This window comes from Comamonas sediminis, assembly GCF_041107495.1.
Taxonomy (GTDB): domain Bacteria; phylum Pseudomonadota; class Gammaproteobacteria; order Burkholderiales; family Burkholderiaceae_C; genus Comamonas; species Comamonas sediminis.
The window spans coordinates 1-20,214 of sequence record NZ_JBGBDC010000010.1 but is presented as its reverse complement, the minus strand read 5'-3'; the positions used below and the strand labels follow the sequence as shown (position 1 = coordinate 20,214).

The following is a 20,214-nucleotide window of genomic DNA, read 5'->3' as shown; positions in this document are numbered from 1 at the left end:
TGGTTCCTCTTCCGCGCGTGGCGGCAACGCGCTTGAGCGTAATCACAAGCCCCTGAAATTTGTACTAAAAGATTGCAGTTAGTGTCCTTGCTTGGCACGGGCAATCTGGTAGATCCTCCGCTCGGTGAGGCCATACTTGCGTTTCAGCCCGGGCAAGCTATTGGGGCCCGAGAATTCACGGCGAATTGCCTCATCTCTTGCCTGTTTGTCGAGCAGGACCGGCACATACCAGTTGTTGCCACCCATGCGTTTGCGCATGCCGCGCACAACGGCCTGGGCCTTGTCAGCCGCTTCACTGGCAGTCATCCCCAAGTCCTCCCGCAAGATGTCAGCCATCTCCACTTCGAGTTGAACCGCCATGTCTTCGCTGCGACCTGGCGTGAGGGTGGTGATTTTTGTTGAATTGTTCATCGTCGGTTCAACCATGACTGGCTTGCAAAACGGCTGGTGCGCGCAGGGGGCACAACAACCTGGGATACATCGGGAACGGATACGGCCTGCGCGGGCGGGCTGCCAGGCATAGAAAAGAGATCGACCGCCGGCTGCACCATGGCTTCCAGCTGCTGCCAGCGGGCATCGGTGTATTTGTGGATACCCAGGCCCATGGCGGCGTGCATCGCGTAGTTGCGGCAATCCAGCGCTTCGTTGCGCGGGCGGCGCTTGACCCACACATAGACCTCTTTGCCGGCTTTCTTGGTCAAAATGCGCTGCTCTGCCGTGAGCTGCTCGAAAAACTCGCGCGGGAGTTGATTGCTGAAATGCACACACCCAGGGCCTGGCTCGGCAATGGCCAACTGTCCGAGCAGCAGGTCCTTGGCTGTGTCAACGCCAACCGCCCACAGCTTGATGCCGCGCGCGATCTTGGCACCACGCCAGTTGATTTCCTGCAAGCTGCTTGGCCCTAGGATCGGGATGTTTTCTTCGCCGCGTCCCTTGATCGCCCGCAACTGTGGCAATCGGGTCTGCTGAGCGCGCACCCAGTTGTACACGGACTGGGTCTGGTCCGAGCTGTCGATGCTGATGGCCGACAAGCCCAGAGTTGCCCCATTCCAGGCGTGTGTGTAGCGCTGCTGGAGGTATTCGGCAACAGGCTCCCAATCCCCCTCACTGGCCGGATTGCCGTGGATGATGTGGTGGTCGACCGCCCAGCTCTCCAGCCCACGCCCCCAGGCCCAGACGGTGAGCTCCCACCGATCGCGCTGTACGTCCACCCCCGCCGTTAACACCAGCCCACCCAAGGGGATGGTCTTGAGGGCGTAAGGCTCGGCACGTTGCTGCAGCGCATTCTCGTCAGTGCTGTCGCCCTTGATCTCCCAGGTGTCGCCCAAAGTTTCATTCGTGAAGCTGGTCATAGGCCCCACATCGCCGGCCTGCAACGCTTTGTAGGCCTTCTCGAACTCATCGACGATGCTCACCCAAGTTCGCTGGGGGCTGTACGCAGACCAGATGTGGACGCCCAAGGTGCGCGGAGGCTTGCAAGGCACGTTCCGCGCATCGCGCCAGACTCGATCTGCACCGTAGCGCATTCCGGTCTTCTGGCAGACCCACGTCCCCACCATGGGCGAGCCACCACGCAGGTAATCGGCCTGGGTGATGGATTTTCGGCAGTGAGGGCAGACATGGCGCACAGTGTCCGGCTGGCCACGTTCCCACTTGAAACCGTGCAGCAGTTCCTTGCCACCCCACACAAGAGGATGGTCAAGCCCACAGTGAATGCAATCGATGTGGTACCGCACCAGGCTGTCGGCATCCTCGCAGGCGCGCTCCACATGGCACAGACCCTTGATGCGCGGGGTGCTACCACCGACAAACTTCGGATACGGTGCGCCTTCCAGGCGACCTTTGGCCAAGCCACCTGGATCGCCAGACTTCTCGATGCTCTGGTCAAAGGCTGACCACTCATCGAGCATGGAGACGGCCACGGTGATCCGGCGATAGGCACGCGCCGCCTTGCCGCCCAGCAGGTGCAGGACACTGTCACGGAACGGCTTGTACTTGATGGTGTCTTCGATCTTGCCGCCAGTGCGACGCGCCTTGCGGATCGCCTCAACACCGTCGAGCACAGGCTCTATCTCACTCTTCACATAGCTGTCACGGTCGTCGTCCGTCGGCTGCCAGATGGCCTGCTTGCGGCGTCGATGCGCAATGTTGTAGGCCACAAAGCTGGTCAGCATCTTGGTATAGCCGACCCGCTTGGACTTCTTCACATAGAGTTCCTCTATGCGGTCATCGCTCATAAAGTCGAGGATGCCTTCCTGAAAGGGCCAGCCCACCCAGCCACCTTTTTGGTGACTGGATTCCCCGGCCAGGATGAAGTGGTGCGCGGCCCACTCGCTGAGCGTCTGCGGCACCTCGGCGCGCATGCTGGACAGCCCCAGCGCCACGGCTGACTTGATGGCCGCTACTGCTTCGGGAGATAGTGGCGCGCCCATCAGTCGTTATCCTCCATCACGGCAGCCTCATCCTCAACATCGTCGGCCAGCTCATCGACCTTGTCGGCCACCAGCTTCGCCGTGCTGCGTAGCCACTCGTTACGCGCCTTGGCCACCACGCTAAGCACTACCGCGCGGGCATCTTCGGGCAAATCGGGACAGGCCTTGCGCAGATCGCCTTCGAGTTGGTCCATACGATCCACGACACCGCTGGCCGCCTGGCCGAGCACGTCTGCCAAGATGCCGATGGGCGCAAACTCACCGCTGGCCACCTTGTTTTTCATGGCCTGAGCAATGCGCTGCTCGCGCGCCAGGGCAGCACGCTCCTGAACGAGGTCCAGACCACCAGCACCATCAGCACCAACGCGGCCGGCGGCCTGATCGCGCAAGCGTTCGCAGTACGCAAGCAGCCACCCTGCACAGGTGTCACCGCGCGCAATCACGCCCTCGCTGACCAACTGGCTGACCCTGGCCTCACTCACACCGATGATTTCCGCAAATTCTGCTTGCGAAATGAGAGCATCCAAGCAAGGTGCCACCTTCACTTAACCCCCTTAGGAGCACCACGCAACAGTCCGAGAACGTGGCGCGAATTACCCGCTTTGGCGGCAGCCGGGAAGGACCCATGATCGACGCGGGCCGATGCCTCGATGGAGAATTTCACACCCATCTCACACCCCCGCCGCTTCACGGAAGCGAAAGCGAACGCGGCTCTGCAGGTAGTTGTACAGGTCCGCCTTGTCTACGATCCGCTGCATGGACAGGCGAGGCTTGTAAGAGCCGCGCTTCACGAACAGGAGCACTGGCTGAACAACCACACCGCCCGTGCCCGACGCCGCCCAGATGCCAGGCGCCAATGTGCTGGCACGCTGGTCAGGATCGCCCTTGGCCGTGGTGCGCGCACCGCCACGCAGCTTGCCGTAGGAGACGAAGTAGCGGCGGCCTGCCGACTTCTTTGTGCCACGATGGACGCGCCCCTTGGTCTTATCCGTCATGTTGGCCTTGTAGCCCTGCTCACCAAAGGACTGGAAGTAGGAGAGCAGCTGGACTATGAAGCTGCCCTTGATGTTGCCGTAGCCGTCCGTGCTGCCAGGGAATGGAGATTGAGGGACGACTGTTTGGAAGCCAGCCGGCAGGATGCCCACCCGACGCAGAGCCACTTCACTGCGCTTGTCCACCCGCGTACCGCCCCACTCCTGCGCCTGCAGAATCTTCTGGGGGTCTATGCCTTTGCCACCAAGGTACGTCGGTTCAATGGTCACGCTGAGCCGCTGCGCTGTGGCTCCCTTGAATCGCGGACTGCGCAGGATATATGGTGTGGGCTTATCGAACACCTGGGCCATCTCAGCCTGCATGGCACGGCGCCCCTCGAAGCCCGTGTCGTTCATTGCCTTGGCAAATGCCTGAGCCGCACGCCCCTTGCTCAGGCCGAGCAATGTGGCCATGACCTCATTGGCCCCGGTGATCTCTGCGGAAAAGCGGACGCTCATACACGCACCGCCTTCCCCAACACCTCCAGCGCCATCTGCTTTGCGCGGTAGCTGACAGCCTCACCACGATCTGCCCTGGCCAGCACTTCACGCGCCCAGCCCTTGCTGTCAGTTGGCACTCGGTGGCTGACGATCTGCTGCAGCTGCTCGCGCACCTTGCTCAAGCGAGCGGGCGAGACGGCAGGCCGCTCCAGTTGACGGGTGGCTGGCCGTGGCGCAGCACCGCACAGCTGCCGGAACTGAGGCGCCAACACAGGGGCATCGGGCAGATTCTCCAGCGCCCACTTGATCGCAGCTGGATTGCACGCGTACTCTCGCAGAACCCGCGCCCAATCACGGTGCACAAGCTCGATGGCCACGCCTTCGTACTGGGCCAAGAATCGCCGACCATAACGCACCTGACAGGCGGAGAAGATGCCATAGATCCACATGAGGGATGGATCATGCTGAACTGCAGGGCTGGTCATTGGGACACCTCCAGGCGGCGGCCATGAGCAGCCGCCGCGCTATCGAAAAATGCGAATCCGTCAATCACCGAGTCGCCAGTCGAAGGATTTGCTGCAGCTGCAAACGGCGCTCCAGCCTCCACCCGCTCACGAGCGGCTTTCTGCCAGACAGTTTCAACGGGCGCAGCAGCCGCAGCGCTTTGGCTGGCAAGCACACGGTCCAAATAGGCCGGCAGATAGGCAATGCCTTCGCGGGCTTCTGCGCGGGCCTTGCTGCAGGCGCGGCGCATCTGCCCGACACTGACGCCGCTGGCCACCCAGGACGTTGCCAGCGGCCAGAACTTCTGGCGGTCCTGGCGGTTAGTGGGGCTGACCTCGACACCGAACTCGCTGCCAAACACGGCAACCCAGTCACCAACATGCTGGGGCACATCGTCGTCGGCGCTTTGCGCTTTTGGAGACGAAGTCTCTTTTACGTATTGGTTCTGGTTCTGGTTAGTTGCACCGTCGTTCAACGGGCGTTCAACGGTCGTTGCGTTGTCGCTGGAGCTTTGCTTGTGCTCCTGAGCAACACCACCATCACCACCGGGCGCGCCGCCTCCAGAAGATGGAATATCCTTCCGCGCAGAAGAACGCCCACTACGCTCGGAGGCCTTACTGCGCCTAGCCTCCGCACTCTTCTTGCCCGCAGCACTGGCGCTCTGCACCTTGCCTCGATATGCCTCAATCTCGGCGTCGCAACGATCGTTGTGCCAGCCGTCATCCTGCAAGACGAAGAATTCATCCAGGACGCCGGATAGCGCTTCACACTGCTCTTCACCCTGCGCAAGAACAAGGCGTGCCAACTTTTGCAGGTCTGCGTTCAACGGCCGCTCGGTGTCGTAGTACAGATCAAGCAACTCCCTGTACAACGCCCGTTCAACGAACGTTAAATGACGGGTCGCACTGCGGAAGTCACCAATATGGTGGGGATAGTGGTTCACTGGGCTCCCCTTACGCCAACAAGCGCTGCTGCTGCGCAACGGGCACTACAGGCTTGATAGTCTTGCCGGTCACTGCGCAGGCGCGCGCCTGGCCGCGCTCAAGCACGCCTTTGGTGATGAGCTTGTTGATCGTGCTGCTCACGGTGCCTTCGCCGATCCGCTTGTTGTGCAATGCTTCCCAACGCTGGCCCAGCTCTCGGGCCGAGACATCCTTGCCGCCGTTGCGCACAACACCCCGCACGATTTCCAGCATCTCACGCTGCAGCCGCGCCAACTGCTCACACGACTGCTGGGCAAAAGCCTCCGCCTTCGTGTCATTCGTAGTCAATACATCAAGCATAGGAATATCCTCTCTACATGCCCGCATCACGCTGGGGCACGCGGGCTGCAATGGCTGCAGCCAGCTGGTTTGCAGCGGCAATCGCCTCCTGCACCGCATAGTCCACACGGCGCTGCGCAGCGCGGCCAACCTGGCCCCGGCGGTCACGCGCCTCATTCACCGCATCACCAATGGCTCGCGTCAGATCGGCCTGCTTGAGCTGCCAATGCACGAAGACATCGACAAGATCAACACTCGCGGCCGCAGTGCTCGAGCGCTGAACGGTGTAGCCCTCTTGCGAACCCCAAGCGAACAAGATTCCTCGACTGTTGGTCACACGCTGCATCAGGATTGCGTCGCGCAAAGTCAGGTGGAATCGGTCGTTGTTGGGGTTCAGCTTGTGCTGCAAGGTGCCCGCATTCACGCCCATATCTTTGGCAATCTGGGCTACTCCACCCTTGTGGTTCTGGGCGATCAGGTAGGCCGCGTCCAGCGGATCCATGCCAGCGAAGCGGCGTGTATCGCCTTGCGCGTCGTTTTCGATGTATCCACTGGGGCCGCCAGCTGAGAGACTGAAAGCATTCATCAATCAGCCCCCAAAAGGAAAGCCGCCATGACCACCGCCATGACAACAGCTGCAGCAGCCGACCAGATCAGCGCTATCGAAATATTCTTGGAAAACTTAGTGATCCTGATGGAAGCAGAGTGCGCAGACTTCACGATCGCGAAGCTCGACCACTGGCTGGACCTCTGCACCCAGCGGATGATTGCCACTGGCAGCACCAGCCCGGGGACCATCGGGGCGCTGTGGGCCATGCAAGCCCGGGTGCTGGGGGTATAGCCATGCAGCAGAACGCACTCAGCGCAGAGGGTGCGCGCACCGATAGGCACACCGGCAAAGGCTTCGGCCACTGGCACTCGGCCCACTGCCAAATCCTCACTGGCTAGTTGCTTGTGCAAATTTGGGACAGCGCGTGAACTAAGCATCGGGCGAATCCTGCGTGTGCAGCCCTTGGGAGCAAGGCTTGGCGAGGTGTGTTCGCAATGCGGGCTGATCGGCCAGCAGTCGTCCATCTGTTGCCAGTTGAGCTTGATATTGGCGACCCTCTGGAATTTGATCGCTCGCCACCCACTCCGCCACAGTTGATGGCGCACAACCCAGCGCACGAGCTACACCGGTTGCAGTTCGGAAAAAAGATATGAGGTCACTGGGCTTCATTGCTGAATTATCAGCAAACCGAATTTACCTGTCAATCAGAAAACCGAATTTTTCTCAGCGGATCATTGCCACATGACATCTACACCTCACTTCGATTCTTTCGGTGATCGCCTCGACTGGTGGCTGAAACATCGCGGCAAGACTCAAAAGGAGTTGGCGGTAGCTGTTGGGATTGGTCAACCGGCTCTGAATGAGCTGATCAAAGGTCGCTCGGCTGAGCCGAGAGCCGGCGCCTTCATAAAGATCTGCCGTGAGTTGGGCCTCCGGCCGGAATACCTGCTTTGGGGCGAAGGAGCGCCGGAAGCAACAAGTTTTGCGCAGCTATCTGGACTTGAAGCTCAGTTGGTGATGCTGTTCCGGGGACTTGCAAGCGATGCGCAGCGCGATGCCATGCTCATAGATGTGAATGACGCATACAACCACAGCAAGTCAGTCAAGAAGCCAAGTGCCGCTGATCCATTCAATGGGACAAAGCCTGACAAATCCGCTGCAAAAAAACAATTATCCAGGAAGACGACTGAGCCTCACTCGCACTGAGAAAGTGCTGCGGCTATTTCAGATTATTTTTCGAAGCGACCGTATGCCCCTCACCTAGCTCTAGGCCGGAGATATATCCATCGTCACCAACTGAGCCCAACACAGGGACCATGCGCAGGCTGCGGGCGTGGATCACTCCACCAAGGGTGATTGCCTGCGTCTGCGCATCTGGCGAGAGGCGCTCATAGACAGTAGCCAACCAGGTCGCGTAAAACGCACCCACATCGCGTGGTCAAGGACGGCGCAGATCTAGAGCGCGGATCTTGGCCAAGATTTGTTCTTCTGTCATGCCTACCCCCTGACTGGTTTTTTGAAATCGTATCGCCCAGCGCTCATGAGGCTACTCAGCTGCACGCGCTGGAACGGTTCGCCAAACAAGAGCTTGTGGGCGCAAATGCAATACATCGCAGCTAGCTGGCCTAGCTGAATCGCAGAGGGACTACTCGCGCCCCTCTCCCACGCAGACACCGACTGTCGCGTCACACCCAGAGTCTCAGCAGCAAAGTCCTGCGACACATTGGCCTCTGTCCTTGCTGCTTTGAGCCTGCTTCCAAGTAGCTTTTTTTGTTCTGTGCTCATGATTTAAATACTGTATGCACATACAGTGTTACACAGGATATGGGCCGATGCAACCGCAATTTGACACTGCCGCAATCTACGTTTGCGCAAATTTAAATTGCTTGGCCTGCAGGCCTTGCTGCGGCAAGGAACAGCGCTACAAGAAAAAATAATTCGGAAAACTGATTGACAGCAAGATTCGGAATTCTGATAATTCATCCATCGCTTAGGAATTCAACAACGCGATGGGTGTGAAGTGATCGAGCTAGCACCAAGTTCATGCAGCAGGCACGGCTGGATAAATACAAGGCACCGCGGGCGGTAGCGGGATACAAAAGGCCGTCGGTCACCGTAGTCAGTACTGCTCTGCCCCCGGATGGGATAAGCAACAGGAACATCAAAGGTCACGCGAAATCCACCCGCTGGGTTCTATACGGCGGTGAGGCAAACAGGGATGCCAAGAACAGCAAAGCCCAGCGCGTTAAGCGCCGCATGGCCAGGAAGCGACACCCTGGCCCCATCAGGCGAGCGTCAAGCGGCGAGCACCCTCTTCTCCACCGAGATCTCAATCGCAAGCTGCATGGCGCTCACCTGATGGCCAATGACCCTTTTCCACGATCCGCCATAATGCTCTCTAGGTACAACTGCTTACGAGGTGATAGGGCATGGGGACGCGGTTCAATTTCATTCTTGCAATCATTGCTTGCGCATTCGCAACTGGTGCCAATGCACAAGTCAAGTGCACCATGCCAAATGGCAAGACGATTACCCTTCAAAGCACTCCACGCTGCCCTGCAGATGCGACAAAGTGGGCGACACTGGAAGATGAAGATATCACCCCCGTTAGCGCGCCATCCAGCGCCCCCAAGCCACTCAAAAGCGAATCCAAAGCTGCAACTTATATTGTCCAGCCAAGGCAAGAACCCGCACCAACAAATCCAATGGACACTGCCCTGCAGATTTGCTCAGCGCTTAAGAATACAACGAGTGCCTGGTGCTCTGTTGCAGCGGCGAATGGTCGGTACCAGGCCTTTTCAACAATCAAGATCTGGGACAACATTACGACGTCTGCACAAGCAAACAGCATTTGCCGTGACATCGCATCCTCTGCGCACACATTCAGCGGGGGAAGCATGCGTAGTGCCTACTGGCAAATAGAGGTCTACTCAAAGCATGGAGCAACCTCACCCCTCTCGAAGTGCAACATTTGAACCCAAGTCACTTCGAAGCCCCACCAACCCAGCCCACCACCCCGGTGGGCTTTTTCGTTTCTGGAGCCCAACATGATCCCCAGCAAACATCCTAAGTGCTACCACCCGGCCCAAAGCCTGGACAGCACGGCATTCCGCTACCAAAACCATCTGAGCACGGACATTCGCCAGCGCTTTGCCCGCGCCCGCGATGACCTGCAGCGGCCGCAGTTCAAGCTTGTAGGGCAAAGCGCCAAGCCAGCGGAAAAGCCCGCACCCAAGCAAGCCCAATCCCGCTAAGAACCCTCCGCGCTGCTCCAGCCAGGCAGCGCTTTTGCCGTCAGCACACTCCGGCGCCCACACGCTTGCGAAGCGGCATTTTTTACAACCCCCTTCGGCCCATCCATCAGTTGATGCGTGGGCCGTTTTACTTGGAGCAGCACCATGCCTCGATTCCTTGTACGTGTTGGCGATCTGGAGTTCACCAGCACCGCCGCATCCAGCTCGCAAGCCATTCTCGATGGCCTGGAGCACTTCAACTGCGCTGCGGGAAAGCTCACCGTCATGCGCCTGCACCTCAAGCCAGCACCATGATCCCAACAACACAGCAGACGACGCGCCGGCCCAAAAGCAGCGGGCCGCGCCCCTTCACCCAACCCAAGCTGGACAACGAACGCATCGTGCCAACGGCGCGCGGCGTGCTGCCCATCCTCACTCCATCCGAGCGCGCGGCACGTCGCCAGGCCCACCTGGTCAACAGCAATGCCACGATACCGATCATCAGCGAGGACAGCTACACATGCCCTGAGCTGCGCCGCAACCCGGGCATTGAGACAGGCCGCTTTGACGCCTACGCATTGCCCAGCCGCACGGGCGATTGGCTGCGCTACCCACGCCCAGACGGCCGCGTTCTGCCAGTGCCCGGCAGCAAGGCCGACAAGGAAAACGCCTCACCACCCTGACACATCAGGCAGGCCACGCTTGGCCAACCCGTTCAACCTCAACCCACCACCTGGAGCCCACCATGGACCACAGCATCCGCCCCATCACCCAACCCGCTCGCATGCAGCCTGCAAACATCCAGCTGCATGAATACGAGATCACCACCATCCCCGCGCATGTGCGTCCCGAGGACGTAAGCATGCTGGCCGAGGCCAACCGCCTGCCACGAACCCGCCTCAAGGCGATCAGCGCAGATGCCGCGCGCAAGACGGCCTTGCATGTCCTGCGCGATCCCATTCACGATGTCGCCAAGATTGTCGATCGGACACCCTCATGAAAAAGCTGCGCATCATTGGTCTAACCGGCCTTGAAGGCGCAGGCAAGGACAGCGTTGCGCATGTGCTGCTCAAGAACCGACTGGCCTTCCCCATCGCCTTCGCCGATCCGCTGCGCGCCGAAGTCGCCGAGGCGTACAGCCTGCAGATCCACGAGTTGACCTGCAGGGTCACCAAGGAAGAAGACAGCGAGCGCTTGGCCCTCTGGCGGTGCACCAACGGCGCATTTATGCAGGCTGTTATTGCAACCCATCCTCATATTGATACGAAGGCACCACAGAGCCCTCGGCAGATCATGCGCTGGTGGGGAACGGAGTACCGCAGAGCCCAGGACCAGCAGTACTGGATCAACGCCATGCGCGAGCGGCTGTTCTGGGCCGACGGCATACCACTGCCGTCCACCGCCATCGTCGTCACAGATGTGCGCTTTCGCAATGAGGCGAGCTTGATTCGGGAGCTTGGCGGCCAAATCTGGCGCGTGCATCGCCCAGACCACAGCGTTGACTCCATCCACATCAGCACCGTGAGCGGCGAAGAGTTCGCCCCAGATCAAACGGTGATCAACGCAGGCGACCTGGCAGACCTGGACCGCAGCACCCTGCACCACTGGCAGCAGGCAAGCCTGTACTGGCGATAGGCCACGCCATCGCATGAAGAAACACCGAGATGGTCTGCGAGTCGCAAGACCCCTGCCCATCACCCCAGCCACACGATGCCCGCCAGCCAGCGGGCTTCTTCATTTCTGACAGCAGAGGCATTCATGAAACATCTTCACATCGAGAATTTGACCATCAACATTGGCGCGACCGGCAGCTCTCCAGCCTTGGGGGTGGAACTCCTGAGCGACATTGTCACGAGCGACGAGAAGCAGGGAATGCCGATCATCGACCACGCCCGACCGGCCATCGGCGAGTATTGGCCAGGTCAAGGCGGCATCTATGCCGGGGATTTTCGTGGGGACGACGGCAGAATCTACGGCCTGATCGTGAGCCCGGAACAGGATGCCGGCCGAGCTACCTGGGGCGCAAATGGAGAGCGCGATCTGTCCAACTGGGATGGCCTTGAGAACACCCGCCGCGTTGCCAAGGAATGCCCAGCAGCAAAGCTGGCCAGCGAATACACCCGAGACGAACACTCCGATTTCTATCTGCCGGCACGTCGCGAGCTGCAGCTGGCCGGCGCCAACCTGCACGACACCTTCGGCACAGAAAGCTGGTACTGGACGAGCACGCCTTATGCGGAGCACTACGCCTGGGCGGTCGGTTTCAAGGACGGTTACACGAACGACTTCCTCCGGGACAACGAGTTCCGAGTCCACCCCGTCCGCAGATTCATCTATTAAGCCCTTCACCCCTTTTTCTCACTTCTACAACCGGAGCAATCAATGAGCACCATCCCAGCAATCAACCAGCCCTGGCCAGAACAAGGCGGCATTTACATCGGCACTCGCCTGATCGAGGGCAAGGCACATCACGTCGTCATCCCCGGCGGCGTGGAGTTCGACCATGTGGATGTGGTATTCAGCCGCGTGGAGCAAGTGATAGCCGAGGGTGACTCACTCAACGGCCACAGCGACTGGCGCGCACCAGACCAGGAAGACCTGATGCTGGCGTACATCAACACCCGTGAGCACTTTGACAAGGACGGCTGGTACTGGTCGCGTAGCGAGCACCACGGATGGGCCTGGGCGGTCGGTTTCAAGGACGGTCTCACGGACGGCCGCACCCGGAACAACGAGTTCCGAGTCCGCCCCGTCCGCAGCTTTTCCGCTTCAACTCTTTAACCCTTTGCGGGCGTAGCCCGCCCCTGCGGCATGGCACTACACACTGATACTGAGATCTACAAGGCCACCTACGATCTGAGCAAGCTGGTCACCGAATACGTCTCCAACATGCGCAGAAACTACAAGGCCGATTTTGGCGCAGAGCTTCGCAGGCGCTGCATGTCTTTGGTCATGCGCACCTATGAGGCCAACACCACAAGCGACAGGACACCAGTCCTGCTGCGCATGCGGCAGGAAGTGGAGGCAGTCAACCTGTCACTTCGCCTGGCGGTCGATCTGCGCCTGATCTCGCCAAAGCAGTACAGCCATGCCATTGCCTTGACCACCAGCATCGGCAAACAAGCCACCGGCTGGCAGAAATCCTCGGAGCGAGCGCTTGTCGCCGGTCTGCCAAGGCAGCCAGGCCAACGCGCCATGAAATCTGGTCGAGCCGCTGGGCCATAAGCCCACCGAAAGGCGCGACAGGAATATCAGCGGCAGCAGCTGCAGTGATTCCGCGCAGTTTGCCCGCTGAGACATCGGCGGGCCGACGTGATGAGTTCGATACCCCTGGGCGGTCGATTTCAAGAACGGAAACACGAACAACAACAACCGGAACAACGAGTTCCGAGTCCACCCCGTCCGCATATTTCACCGAGAATTTCTATGAATTCAAGCTATTCGCTCGAGAAGCTGGTGCAGGCCTACTTCGACTGCCGCCGGCACAAGCGGACCTCCGCCAGCGCGCTGCGCTTTGAGCAGCGGCTGGAGCACAACCTGCTGGACCTGAATGAGAAACTGCGCGATGGCAGCTATCGGCCTGGTCGCAGCATCTGCTTTGCCATCAGCGAACCCAGACCACGCGAAGTTTGGGCAGCAGACTTTACTGATCGCGTGGTGCACCACATGGTCTACAACGAGATTTCGGAGCGTTTTCACAGGCGCTTCATTGCGGACTCATGTGCATGCATTCCCGGGCGTGGCACCCTGTATGCGGCCGAGCGGCTTGAGGCGAAAGTACGCAGCCAGACGCAGAACTGGACCGTGCCGGGCCACTATCTGAAGATCGATCTGGCCAACTTCTTTGTGTCCATCGATAAGCGCAAGCTCTGGCCACTGCTGGTGGACCAGATACCTGAGCGCTGGTGGCGAGGCCTAACAAAGACAGTCCTGCTTCACGACCCACGACTGGACTACGAAGTTCGCGGCAGCAGAGCGATCCTCGCCGCCGTACCGCTGCATAAGCGCCTCACCAACGCAGCCTCACACTGCGGCCTACCCATTGGCAACCTCTCCAGCCAGTTCTTCGCCAATGTGCTGCTGAACGAGCTTGACCAGCACATCAAGCACCACATACGCGCGCGTCACTACACGCGCTACGTCGATGACATGGTGTTGCTGCATGAATCGCCGGATTGGCTGAACGGCGCACTTGCCAGCATCAATGCGTTCCTGCCGGCCCTGGGTCTGGCGCTCAACCCGCGCAAGACCATTCGACAACCAATCCATCGCGGCATTGACTATGTCGGCCAGATCATCTTGCCGCACCGACGCGTTACCCGCCGGCGCACCCTCCGAAACGCCCTGAGGCGACTGGAAGAAATTCCAGCCGACCAGGTCTTTGAAACAGGCAACAGCTATCTGGGCCTGGTTCGGCAGGCTGGTGCCAGTCACCACGAGCAAGCGCTTATCTGCCGAGCGCTACTTATGCGAGGGCATGCCGTAGACGGCTTGCACCTGGACAAGGCTTTTCGCCGTCGGGATTTAAAGCCCGAATAACCACCGCCCCCAGTGGGCCCCTATTCACAGCCCGCCCTGAGCGGGCATTTCCATTTCTGGAGCCCAACATGGCTGAAAACAACTCTTCCGCTCACCTCAAGACTGCCGAGGGGGATGCGCCACCCAGCAACCTACCAAGCTGGGAAGAATGCCAGCTGCGGGTCAGCAACTCGGAGTTCATCGCGAAAAGGATTGCTGAAGGCGGATACGGCGCCGAACATGACTCCAAGCTGGCAACTGAGCTGCATCGCTTTATCCACGAGTATGACGATGCAGACAGCTACAGGTCGGCGTGGTTCAGGCATCGCTTGGAAAAGCTGCTCCACGAAGTAACCGCCCAGGCAGTGGCAGCACAGGCAGCGCCCGCAGCAGTGGCTGTGGCCCTGGCGCAGTTGGAGGGTGCCTGCGAAAAGCGTGCAGCGCTCACAACGACCGAAGTCTATAACTCGCTCGCGGAGTTGCCGGGGATGAGCATCGCGTTGCTTGAGTTGGACGTTGCGCGAGGCCAGGCCCGCGCCGCCCTTGCCGCCACCCCAACACTTCCAGCTACCGAGGATTCCTCGGCAGGTGACTTGGCAGAGGTGCACCCCGACGACGCGGCCGTGGATGCCCTAGCCGCCAAGATGAAGGCCAAGCTCGCAAAGCAGCGCGCCAAAGGTTATGGCGGCTGGGACACGCCGGAATGTTCACAGCCACGCCTGTCGGCCATGCTGCGCGATCACGTTGCCAAAGGCGACCCGGTGGATGTGGCGAACTTCTGCGCGTTCCTGGCGGCGCGTGGAGAAGGGATCGAGGCAGGGGTGCAGACCGAGCCGGTGACAGACGAGCAGATCAAGGCTGTATTCCTTGCCAACGGCTTCACAATCAAAGAGGGGCTGACCGACCTCAAGTCCTATGTGTACAAGGCTGCGCGCGCCCTGCTGCAGCTGAGCACCACCGACCAGCTGGCCGCCCTGATCGAGGGGATGTCGGTATCGGTGGATGTGAGCACGGGCGACCACGATGCCGGCCATCGCTATTTCGGCACTGTCACCGAGGTGATGGAGGATGCGGGCGACAAGCACGGCGTAACGCTGCTGGTGCAGGATGCCAAACCCAACTTTGAGGCCGGGCCGACCGAATCCGTATTGATCAATGGCATCGCATACACCCTGCCTGAACCTGCTGCCCATGAGCTCCTGCGCCTGCATATCGAACTGTTGCAAGGTAAGAAGGCGCAGGGCGAGCTGTTGGCCTTCGATGCGACCTTCACAAATCGAGTGATTGAGGCGCTTCAGGAAAACGAAGACCCTGTTTCTGTGGATGCTGCAGAAGAAATGGCCAAGCTGCGTGACTTGCTACTGGCAGCACCCCAGGCCCAGCCCGCAGATGCGCTACTGCTGCATGCGCTTGAATTGGCATACGATCACATCGAAATGGACTCGCTTCGCCTCAGCCACTGCAAAGACGCAGCTGTAATCGACGCCGCCATGGCTGCAGCCCAGGAAGGCGGCAATGCCGCAAAGGAGGCGTGATGGAACTACGGCCCATAACGCGAGCAGACGCAGACGCCTTCATCAGAGAGCACCACCGCCACCACGGCGCACCAGTAGGAGCGCTCTGGCGGCAAGGCCTACACGACTCTGAGGGCGTGCTAATCGGCGTGGCAGTTGTTGGCCGTCCAGTTGCGAGGGCTCTAGATGACGGCTTGACTTGCGAGGTGACTCGCATGTGCACCAATGGCTCTGCAAACGCCTGCAGCATGCTCTACGCCGCAACGCGCAGGGCTGCAGAGGCCAAAGGTTTCCGGCGCGGACTGACCTACATCCTGGCCAGCGAACCCGGAGCCAGTCTTAGGGCAAGCGGCTGGCAACTCCTTTGGGATGTGCGTGGACGTAGCTGGAATTGTGAAAGCAGACCGCGCACAGACAAACACCCCACGGAAGATAAGTGCGCATACGGATGGGGCGCATGGCCCGCTCAGACCACACAACAGAAGGGGAGCAAATGAGCATTCAAGGTTGCAAATTCCGGCCTGTGAGCTGGAACGACATTAGCAGGCCCGGGGCGCCAGTTGTCGGTTGGGGCATCTCTCGCAAAGCACCAGGTGAGCGCCGGTACAAGCCATGTGGCTACCAGGGAAAAGTCCATCCATTCGAGACAGAGAAAGAAGCCAAGGCCGTGTGCGCCCGGCTGAATCTTGAGGCAGCCCAGGCCAAGAAGGAGGATTGAGATATGAACAACACCAAAGAATGCTGGTCGAAAGACAACGAAGACTTCAACTGCAGCGATCTCGGAGACTTGCTGGACACCTACGGCGATGAACTTCGCCCAGGTGACACGGTATACCAAGGCGCGGCGAAGGAACCGTCCATCTCCAGTTTGGTAGATGCCGACTCTGTAATAGAGGACATTGCAAGTAGCGCCTGGGACTTTGGAGATGAGTATGCCGAGGGCTATCCGGAAGTGACACCGGATCACAAGGCAAAGCTGCAGACCCTGCTGGAAAACTGGCTAAGCGAATGTCCCCCTCCTCGCTTCTATCTAGTTGTTGAAGCAAAACAATACATCCTGACAGCAGATGACTTCTCCGAAGAGCGCCTGGCTGAGATCGCCGAGGAAGATGCGAAGCCCGCCCCCAAGGAAGCACCATGACCCAAGTAAACGACATTGTTCAAGTCAATCCCGACCGCGAGACATTCGGCGCCTGCATGGTTGTAGTCACCGAGGTTAAGTCTTGGGGCATCCAGGGATACGTCCAATCGGCCGGCGTTGATGGCCAGCAATACATTCGCCTCAAATCTGGCGACTTCGAGCCAACTGGAGGAAAAGCAGTATGGGTAGCATGACCGACAAGACAGAAGCAAAGCCCGAAGCGCTACGGCTGGCGAACTGGATCGACTCAGATTTTGATCCAGATGAAATGCTAGAGATTGGCTATGACGCCATTGCGGCCGAGCTGCGCCGCCAGCACGCCGAGATAGAGCGACTGCGCGCCCTCGCAGCCACCTGCTACGCGGGCCTGGGCGGCGAGTGTGATTTGCCAGTGATCTGGCTGGACGCGCTCAATGACGCGGCCAATGGTGAACCGTTCGATACAGAAGGCCTGCTGCCATACACTTCGGTGATCCGAGCCCAGCTAGTCGCCCAAGCCAACCGCATTGCGGCACTGGAGGCTACCGAAAAGACCTATTTCGATCGGCTCGCCACTCTCGCGCAGCGCGAAATTGACCTTGAGGTAATGCTTCATAAGGCCGACAAAGAAGCCATCAAGCAAACCAACCGCGCCGCAGCCGCCGAGCAGCAAGTCACCGCCCTCACCCAGCGCCTGGACATGGCCAATCGGCTGAACACCGATGCGCGCGAGCAGTTGGCCCAGCTATCAGCGCGGCAGTCTGCGCCGGATGGGTGGCGCCTGGTGCCGGTGGAGCCGACGCAGGCAATGACCGCCGCTGGCTGTCCTGTCGGCGAGGCTGTTGATTATTTCGACATGGGCTCTGCCTATCGCGCCATGCTCTCAGCCGCCCCGACAGCACCTGAGCGGGAGCCGCTGAGCCAGCACGATCTTGAGCGTTTGGTCGGAAACTGGTTCGCAGAGGGATGGGCGAAGAAAGCAGCATTCGGCATGCTTGATGACTACGAACGCACACAGAATAGGAGCCACCAATGACAACCCCTGACCCAAGCCGTGAGGCGTTTGGAAAACACGTCCTCACCGAAAACGGAATCTTTGTGCGCGGCCAAGGATGGCTCAATCGGGACGAGCTGGGCGCCTATAAGCATCCAGAAATCCAAGCTCGCTGGCTCACATGGCAAGCAGCCATGGCCCACAAGGGCGCCGATTGCTGGCAGAGCATCGAGACTGCGCCGAAGGATGGAACAGAGGTGTGGGCATTCAACGGCGAGCAAGCCCGCATGAGATGGATTGAGGGCCCTGGTTACGCGCTGTGGGTATGGGTGGATGCGCTGCTGGAGGATGCTGACCCAAGCCCCGACCAACCAACCCATTGGCAGCCCCTCCCCGCAGCCCCAAAGCAGGAAGAAATCACATGATGCGAGTCCACTATGTCAGGCGCCAGATGGTCCACAAGTCCGACGCCTGGGGAATTCAACTTTCGCCAGTACAGACCGACCTCCTGCGTGCCACATCATTCGGGAGCATTCTTCCGGGAAGTCTCCCCCTCAAGATCTCGTGGGAGTGGGTGTGCACCGGCGAGGCCATTACCGGCGGCGAGTTTGAGCACCTCCTATCCCGCTACCCGATTTGCAACGTCCTGCAGGACAGAGATCTGCACCAGCGCAGCCTGCGCAAACGAGGGCACAAATGACCACCAAACGCTCCCGCAAATGGGGTGACAAACGAGCACCCCTCCCCGAACAAGACGAACCCGAGCCCCGCCAATGAGCGGGGTTCTTTTTTGGAGAACTGATATGAGTGAAATCGAAGCACTCCAGAAGGAGGTTGCCCGCCTGACTGATGCTGTGATCTTGATGGCCCAGAACAAAGGCGATCGGCTCAGCACAGTGCAAGTCACAGAACGCGTTGGCCGATGCCGCCAGACAGTGATGGCCATGGTCCGCCGCGGCGACTTCCCCGAACCCTGCAACGATGGCCGCTGGCTGCTCGCCGAGGTACTCGAGTGGGAATCAAAGAAGAAGGCCTAGCCAAGGCGCGCTGCTATGTCCCCGGCCTTGGGGTTGTAGTAGACCAGCGCCTGGTCCATCCTGGACCATCCAAACATTTTGCAAAGGTCCATGACGGCCTGCTGCGCAGGCATGCTGCCACTGCGCATGCGGCCGGCGATCATCGTTGCCGCCGTATGCCGGCTGTCATGGAACGTGAACCCCGAGAGCCCTGCACGGACCCGATACTTGCGGAACATCGCGTCCAAGGATTGCGCGGTAATCCCGAACACCTTCTCCTCATCCCAGCCGCGCAGCCGGTTGATGAGCATCTTTGCCCGTGAACTCAGCGGAACTTCACGGCGCTTCCCGTTTTTGGTGATGTGCAGGATGACATGATCCTCTCGCACATCCTCCCACTTCAAATTACACAATTCCCCCGCCCGCATCCCCGTACATAGAGCCATAGCAAAAGCCATAGCTACCGCCTGTCGAACACTCCGAACAGGACCACTGGAGTAGTCCAATGCTCGCAGCATCTTGACAATCTGAACCCTCGATATGACGACCTCCCGGTGATCAGGCTCAGCAGGCCGGCGAACATCACTCATCGGGTTGGCTGAGATCCAGCGCCACTCCCGCCTAGCTGTCGTCATGATTGATGAGAGCAGGTTCATGTCCCGCAACACAGACCCCCGCGCCCGAATTTTGAGCCGGGCATCTCGCCAGGCTGTCAGATGGTCTGGCGTCAGGTCCGACATCTTCACATTGGAGGGGAATGCCTCATGCTGCAGAATGGCGTTGATGCGGATGACTTCCTTGTCACCGCCGCGCTTGGTTGGAGAAACCTCCTCACCATAACGCAACATCGCCTGCTTGAGTGTCTTGATGGTGCCGGTTTTGCCTTGCTGGCGAGCCGTGCTTTCTACCCGAGTGCGAGCCAACCAGTCGTCAGCCTCTCGCTTGGTTGCGAATGTGCCTCCGACACGCTTGCCATCAAGCTGGTACTGCACGCGCCATGTGCCCTCAGCAGTTTTCCTCGGCTTCCCCATCCCCAAGTCTCCCGTGCATTTGCCCGTGCATTTCCCGTGCAGCCAGCTTCACGGACAATCACTTTTGGCAGTTAAAACGGGTTAGATGGTATCCGCTAAAGCTTGAAAATTCACGATTTTCACTCTGCAAAGTTAAATCTAGTGAAAGCAAAACATATGGATGGTGCCCCGAGCCGGGATCGAACCGGCACGCCACTTTCGCGGCACGGGATTTTAAGTCCCGGGTGTCTACCAATTTCACCATCGGGGCACGCAGCCTGCCATTCTAGCCGCTCCCGCTGCGCTGTTGGACGAAGACAGCCGGGGAACTCCGTGTGGACACAGTAGCCACAGCATCTGCAGATGTGCGCAGTGCCCATGACAGCGAATGCGCGAGGGGAAAACGAAGACAGGCGTCGTGCCGGTCTGTGCAGCGGCAGCAACATGCGCCAGCGTGCAGAACGCAGACGCCGAAAAGCAAAAAAGAGCCCAAAGGCTCTTTTCGCAATGTGTTGGAGCGGGAAAACGGGTTCGAACCGTCGACCTATACCTTGGCAAGGTATCGCTCTACCAACTGAGCTATTCCCGC

At 59.5% G+C, this 20,214-nt stretch carries 29 protein-coding genes and 2 tRNA genes; 18 read left to right on the top strand and 13 right to left on the bottom strand.

Features of this window, described 5'->3' with window-relative positions; translation table 11 throughout:
* Window positions 1-78: 78 nt before the first annotated feature.
* The 8 genes from AB7A72_RS20515 to AB7A72_RS20480 form a co-directional block, all read right to left on the bottom strand.
* Window positions 79-426, bottom strand: a complete 348-nt coding sequence (locus AB7A72_RS20515) for a Mor transcription activator family protein (RefSeq protein WP_369460994.1) — start codon at window positions 424-426, stop codon at window positions 79-81.
* Window positions 408-2,432 (bottom strand): phage terminase large subunit family protein, encoded by a 2,025-nt coding sequence (locus tag AB7A72_RS20510; protein WP_369460993.1) that lies wholly within the window; start codon window positions 2,430-2,432, stop codon window positions 408-410. The genes AB7A72_RS20515 and AB7A72_RS20510 overlap by 19 nt, the downstream gene beginning before the upstream one ends.
* Window positions 2,432-2,959, bottom strand: coding sequence for a hypothetical protein (locus AB7A72_RS20505; protein WP_369460992.1), 528 nt, complete (start codon window positions 2,957-2,959; stop codon window positions 2,432-2,434). The genes AB7A72_RS20510 and AB7A72_RS20505 overlap by 1 nt, the downstream gene beginning before the upstream one ends.
* A 144-nt stretch (window positions 2,960-3,103) precedes the next feature.
* The gene (locus AB7A72_RS20500; protein WP_369460991.1) at window positions 3,104-3,922 is read right to left on the bottom strand and encodes a hypothetical protein; all 819 of its coding nucleotides are present in this window, start codon (window positions 3,920-3,922) and stop codon (window positions 3,104-3,106) included.
* The gene (locus tag AB7A72_RS20495) at window positions 3,919-4,389 is read right to left on the bottom strand and encodes a hypothetical protein (protein WP_369460990.1); all 471 of its coding nucleotides are present in this window, start codon (window positions 4,387-4,389) and stop codon (window positions 3,919-3,921) included. Before AB7A72_RS20495 ends, AB7A72_RS20500 begins: the two co-directional genes overlap by 4 nt.
* Window positions 4,386-5,351: a YdaU family protein gene (locus AB7A72_RS20490; protein WP_369460989.1), complete on the bottom strand. Its 966-nt coding sequence runs from the start codon at window positions 5,349-5,351 to the stop codon at window positions 4,386-4,388. The genes AB7A72_RS20495 and AB7A72_RS20490 overlap by 4 nt, the downstream gene beginning before the upstream one ends.
* Before the next feature lie 10 nt (window positions 5,352-5,361).
* Window positions 5,362-5,691 (bottom strand): LexA family transcriptional regulator, encoded by a 330-nt coding sequence (locus AB7A72_RS20485; RefSeq protein ID WP_369460988.1) that lies wholly within the window; start codon window positions 5,689-5,691, stop codon window positions 5,362-5,364.
* A 13-nt stretch (window positions 5,692-5,704) separates the two neighbouring features.
* Complete coding sequence (locus AB7A72_RS20480) at window positions 5,705-6,256, bottom strand: phage regulatory CII family protein (protein WP_369460987.1); 552 nt, start codon at window positions 6,254-6,256, stop codon at window positions 5,705-5,707.
* 27 nt (window positions 6,257-6,283) lie between these two features.
* Here AB7A72_RS20480 and AB7A72_RS20475 point away from each other — a divergent pair, with 27 nt between their 5' ends.
* Complete coding sequence (locus tag AB7A72_RS20475) at window positions 6,284-6,511, top strand: hypothetical protein (protein WP_369460986.1); 228 nt, start codon at window positions 6,284-6,286, stop codon at window positions 6,509-6,511.
* 138 nt (window positions 6,512-6,649) lie between these two features.
* Here AB7A72_RS20475 and AB7A72_RS20470 read toward each other — a convergent pair whose 3' ends face one another.
* Entirely contained in the window at window positions 6,650-6,889 is a 240-nt protein-coding gene (locus tag AB7A72_RS20470; RefSeq protein WP_369460985.1) for a Cro/CI family transcriptional regulator, read from the bottom strand.
* A 72-nt stretch (window positions 6,890-6,961) separates the two neighbouring features.
* Here AB7A72_RS20470 and AB7A72_RS20465 point away from each other — a divergent pair, with 72 nt between their 5' ends.
* Window positions 6,962-7,426 carry a helix-turn-helix domain-containing protein gene (locus tag AB7A72_RS20465; protein WP_369460984.1) on the top strand — a complete coding sequence of 155 codons (465 nt, stop codon included), beginning with the start codon at window positions 6,962-6,964 and terminating at the stop codon, window positions 7,424-7,426.
* A gap of 291 nt (window positions 7,427-7,717) precedes the next feature.
* On the opposite strand, the gene AB7A72_RS20460 is transcribed toward AB7A72_RS20465, so the two are convergent.
* A complete protein-coding gene (locus tag AB7A72_RS20460) occupies window positions 7,718-8,005 on the bottom strand; it encodes a helix-turn-helix transcriptional regulator (protein WP_369460983.1) in 288 nt (95 codons plus the stop codon).
* A gap of 1,262 nt (window positions 8,006-9,267) precedes the next feature.
* On the opposite strand from AB7A72_RS20460, the gene AB7A72_RS20455 reads away from it, so the two are divergent.
* From AB7A72_RS20455 to AB7A72_RS20380, 16 genes are all read left to right on the top strand, one after another.
* Complete coding sequence (locus AB7A72_RS20455; RefSeq protein WP_369460982.1) at window positions 9,268-9,474, top strand: hypothetical protein; 207 nt, start codon at window positions 9,268-9,270, stop codon at window positions 9,472-9,474.
* 144 nt (window positions 9,475-9,618) lie between these two features.
* Window positions 9,619-9,768, top strand: a complete 150-nt coding sequence (locus AB7A72_RS20450; RefSeq protein WP_369460981.1) for a hypothetical protein — start codon at window positions 9,619-9,621, stop codon at window positions 9,766-9,768.
* Window positions 9,765-10,136 (top strand): hypothetical protein, encoded by a 372-nt coding sequence (locus AB7A72_RS20445; RefSeq protein ID WP_369460980.1) that lies wholly within the window; start codon window positions 9,765-9,767, stop codon window positions 10,134-10,136. Before AB7A72_RS20450 ends, AB7A72_RS20445 begins: the two co-directional genes overlap by 4 nt.
* A gap of 62 nt (window positions 10,137-10,198) precedes the next feature.
* A complete protein-coding gene (locus AB7A72_RS20440) occupies window positions 10,199-10,453 on the top strand; it encodes a hypothetical protein (protein WP_369460979.1) in 255 nt (84 codons plus the stop codon).
* On the top strand, window positions 10,450-11,088 hold the full coding sequence (locus AB7A72_RS20435) for a deoxynucleotide monophosphate kinase family protein (protein ID WP_369460978.1): 639 nt from the start codon (window positions 10,450-10,452) through the stop codon (window positions 11,086-11,088). The genes AB7A72_RS20440 and AB7A72_RS20435 overlap by 4 nt, the downstream gene beginning before the upstream one ends.
* Before the next feature lie 123 nt (window positions 11,089-11,211).
* Window positions 11,212-11,793, top strand: a complete 582-nt coding sequence (locus tag AB7A72_RS20430) for a hypothetical protein (RefSeq protein ID WP_369460977.1) — start codon at window positions 11,212-11,214, stop codon at window positions 11,791-11,793.
* A gap of 42 nt (window positions 11,794-11,835) precedes the next feature.
* Window positions 11,836-12,234, top strand: coding sequence for an Lcl domain-containing protein (locus tag AB7A72_RS20425; protein ID WP_369460976.1), 399 nt, complete (start codon window positions 11,836-11,838; stop codon window positions 12,232-12,234).
* 30 nt (window positions 12,235-12,264) lie between these two features.
* Window positions 12,265-12,678, top strand: a complete 414-nt coding sequence (locus AB7A72_RS20420; protein ID WP_369460975.1) for a four helix bundle protein — start codon at window positions 12,265-12,267, stop codon at window positions 12,676-12,678.
* A gap of 201 nt (window positions 12,679-12,879) precedes the next feature.
* Complete coding sequence (locus tag AB7A72_RS20415; RefSeq protein ID WP_369460974.1) at window positions 12,880-13,992, top strand: RNA-directed DNA polymerase; 1,113 nt, start codon at window positions 12,880-12,882, stop codon at window positions 13,990-13,992.
* 68 nt (window positions 13,993-14,060) lie between these two features.
* Entirely contained in the window at window positions 14,061-15,506 is a 1,446-nt protein-coding gene (locus tag AB7A72_RS20410; protein ID WP_369460973.1) for a hypothetical protein, read from the top strand.
* A complete protein-coding gene (locus AB7A72_RS20405; protein WP_369460972.1) occupies window positions 15,506-15,982 on the top strand; it encodes an XF1762 family protein in 477 nt (158 codons plus the stop codon). The genes AB7A72_RS20410 and AB7A72_RS20405 overlap by 1 nt, the downstream gene beginning before the upstream one ends.
* Before the next feature lie 224 nt (window positions 15,983-16,206).
* Complete coding sequence (locus AB7A72_RS20400; RefSeq protein WP_369460971.1) at window positions 16,207-16,626, top strand: hypothetical protein; 420 nt, start codon at window positions 16,207-16,209, stop codon at window positions 16,624-16,626.
* Window positions 16,623-16,820: a hypothetical protein gene (locus AB7A72_RS20395; RefSeq protein ID WP_369460970.1), complete on the top strand. Its 198-nt coding sequence runs from the start codon at window positions 16,623-16,625 to the stop codon at window positions 16,818-16,820. The genes AB7A72_RS20400 and AB7A72_RS20395 overlap by 4 nt, the downstream gene beginning before the upstream one ends.
* Window positions 16,817-17,641 (top strand): hypothetical protein, encoded by an 825-nt coding sequence (locus tag AB7A72_RS20390; protein WP_369460969.1) that lies wholly within the window; start codon window positions 16,817-16,819, stop codon window positions 17,639-17,641. The genes AB7A72_RS20395 and AB7A72_RS20390 overlap by 4 nt, the downstream gene beginning before the upstream one ends.
* Entirely contained in the window at window positions 17,638-18,024 is a 387-nt protein-coding gene (locus tag AB7A72_RS20385; RefSeq protein WP_369460968.1) for a DUF551 domain-containing protein, read from the top strand. The genes AB7A72_RS20390 and AB7A72_RS20385 overlap by 4 nt, the downstream gene beginning before the upstream one ends.
* A 378-nt stretch (window positions 18,025-18,402) precedes the next feature.
* Entirely contained in the window at window positions 18,403-18,636 is a 234-nt protein-coding gene (locus tag AB7A72_RS20380) for a helix-turn-helix transcriptional regulator (protein ID WP_313333546.1), read from the top strand.
* Here the strand turns inward: AB7A72_RS20380 and AB7A72_RS20375 are convergent.
* From AB7A72_RS20375 to AB7A72_RS20365, 3 genes are all read right to left on the bottom strand, one after another.
* The gene (locus AB7A72_RS20375; protein ID WP_369460967.1) at window positions 18,633-19,607 is read right to left on the bottom strand and encodes a tyrosine-type recombinase/integrase; all 975 of its coding nucleotides are present in this window, start codon (window positions 19,605-19,607) and stop codon (window positions 18,633-18,635) included. The genes AB7A72_RS20380 and AB7A72_RS20375 overlap by 4 nt on opposite strands.
* Window positions 19,608-19,807: 200 nt before the next feature.
* A tRNA-Leu gene (locus tag AB7A72_RS20370) sits at window positions 19,808-19,896 on the bottom strand.
* A gap of 242 nt (window positions 19,897-20,138) precedes the next feature.
* Window positions 20,139-20,214: transfer RNA gene (locus tag AB7A72_RS20365), tRNA-Gly, on the bottom strand.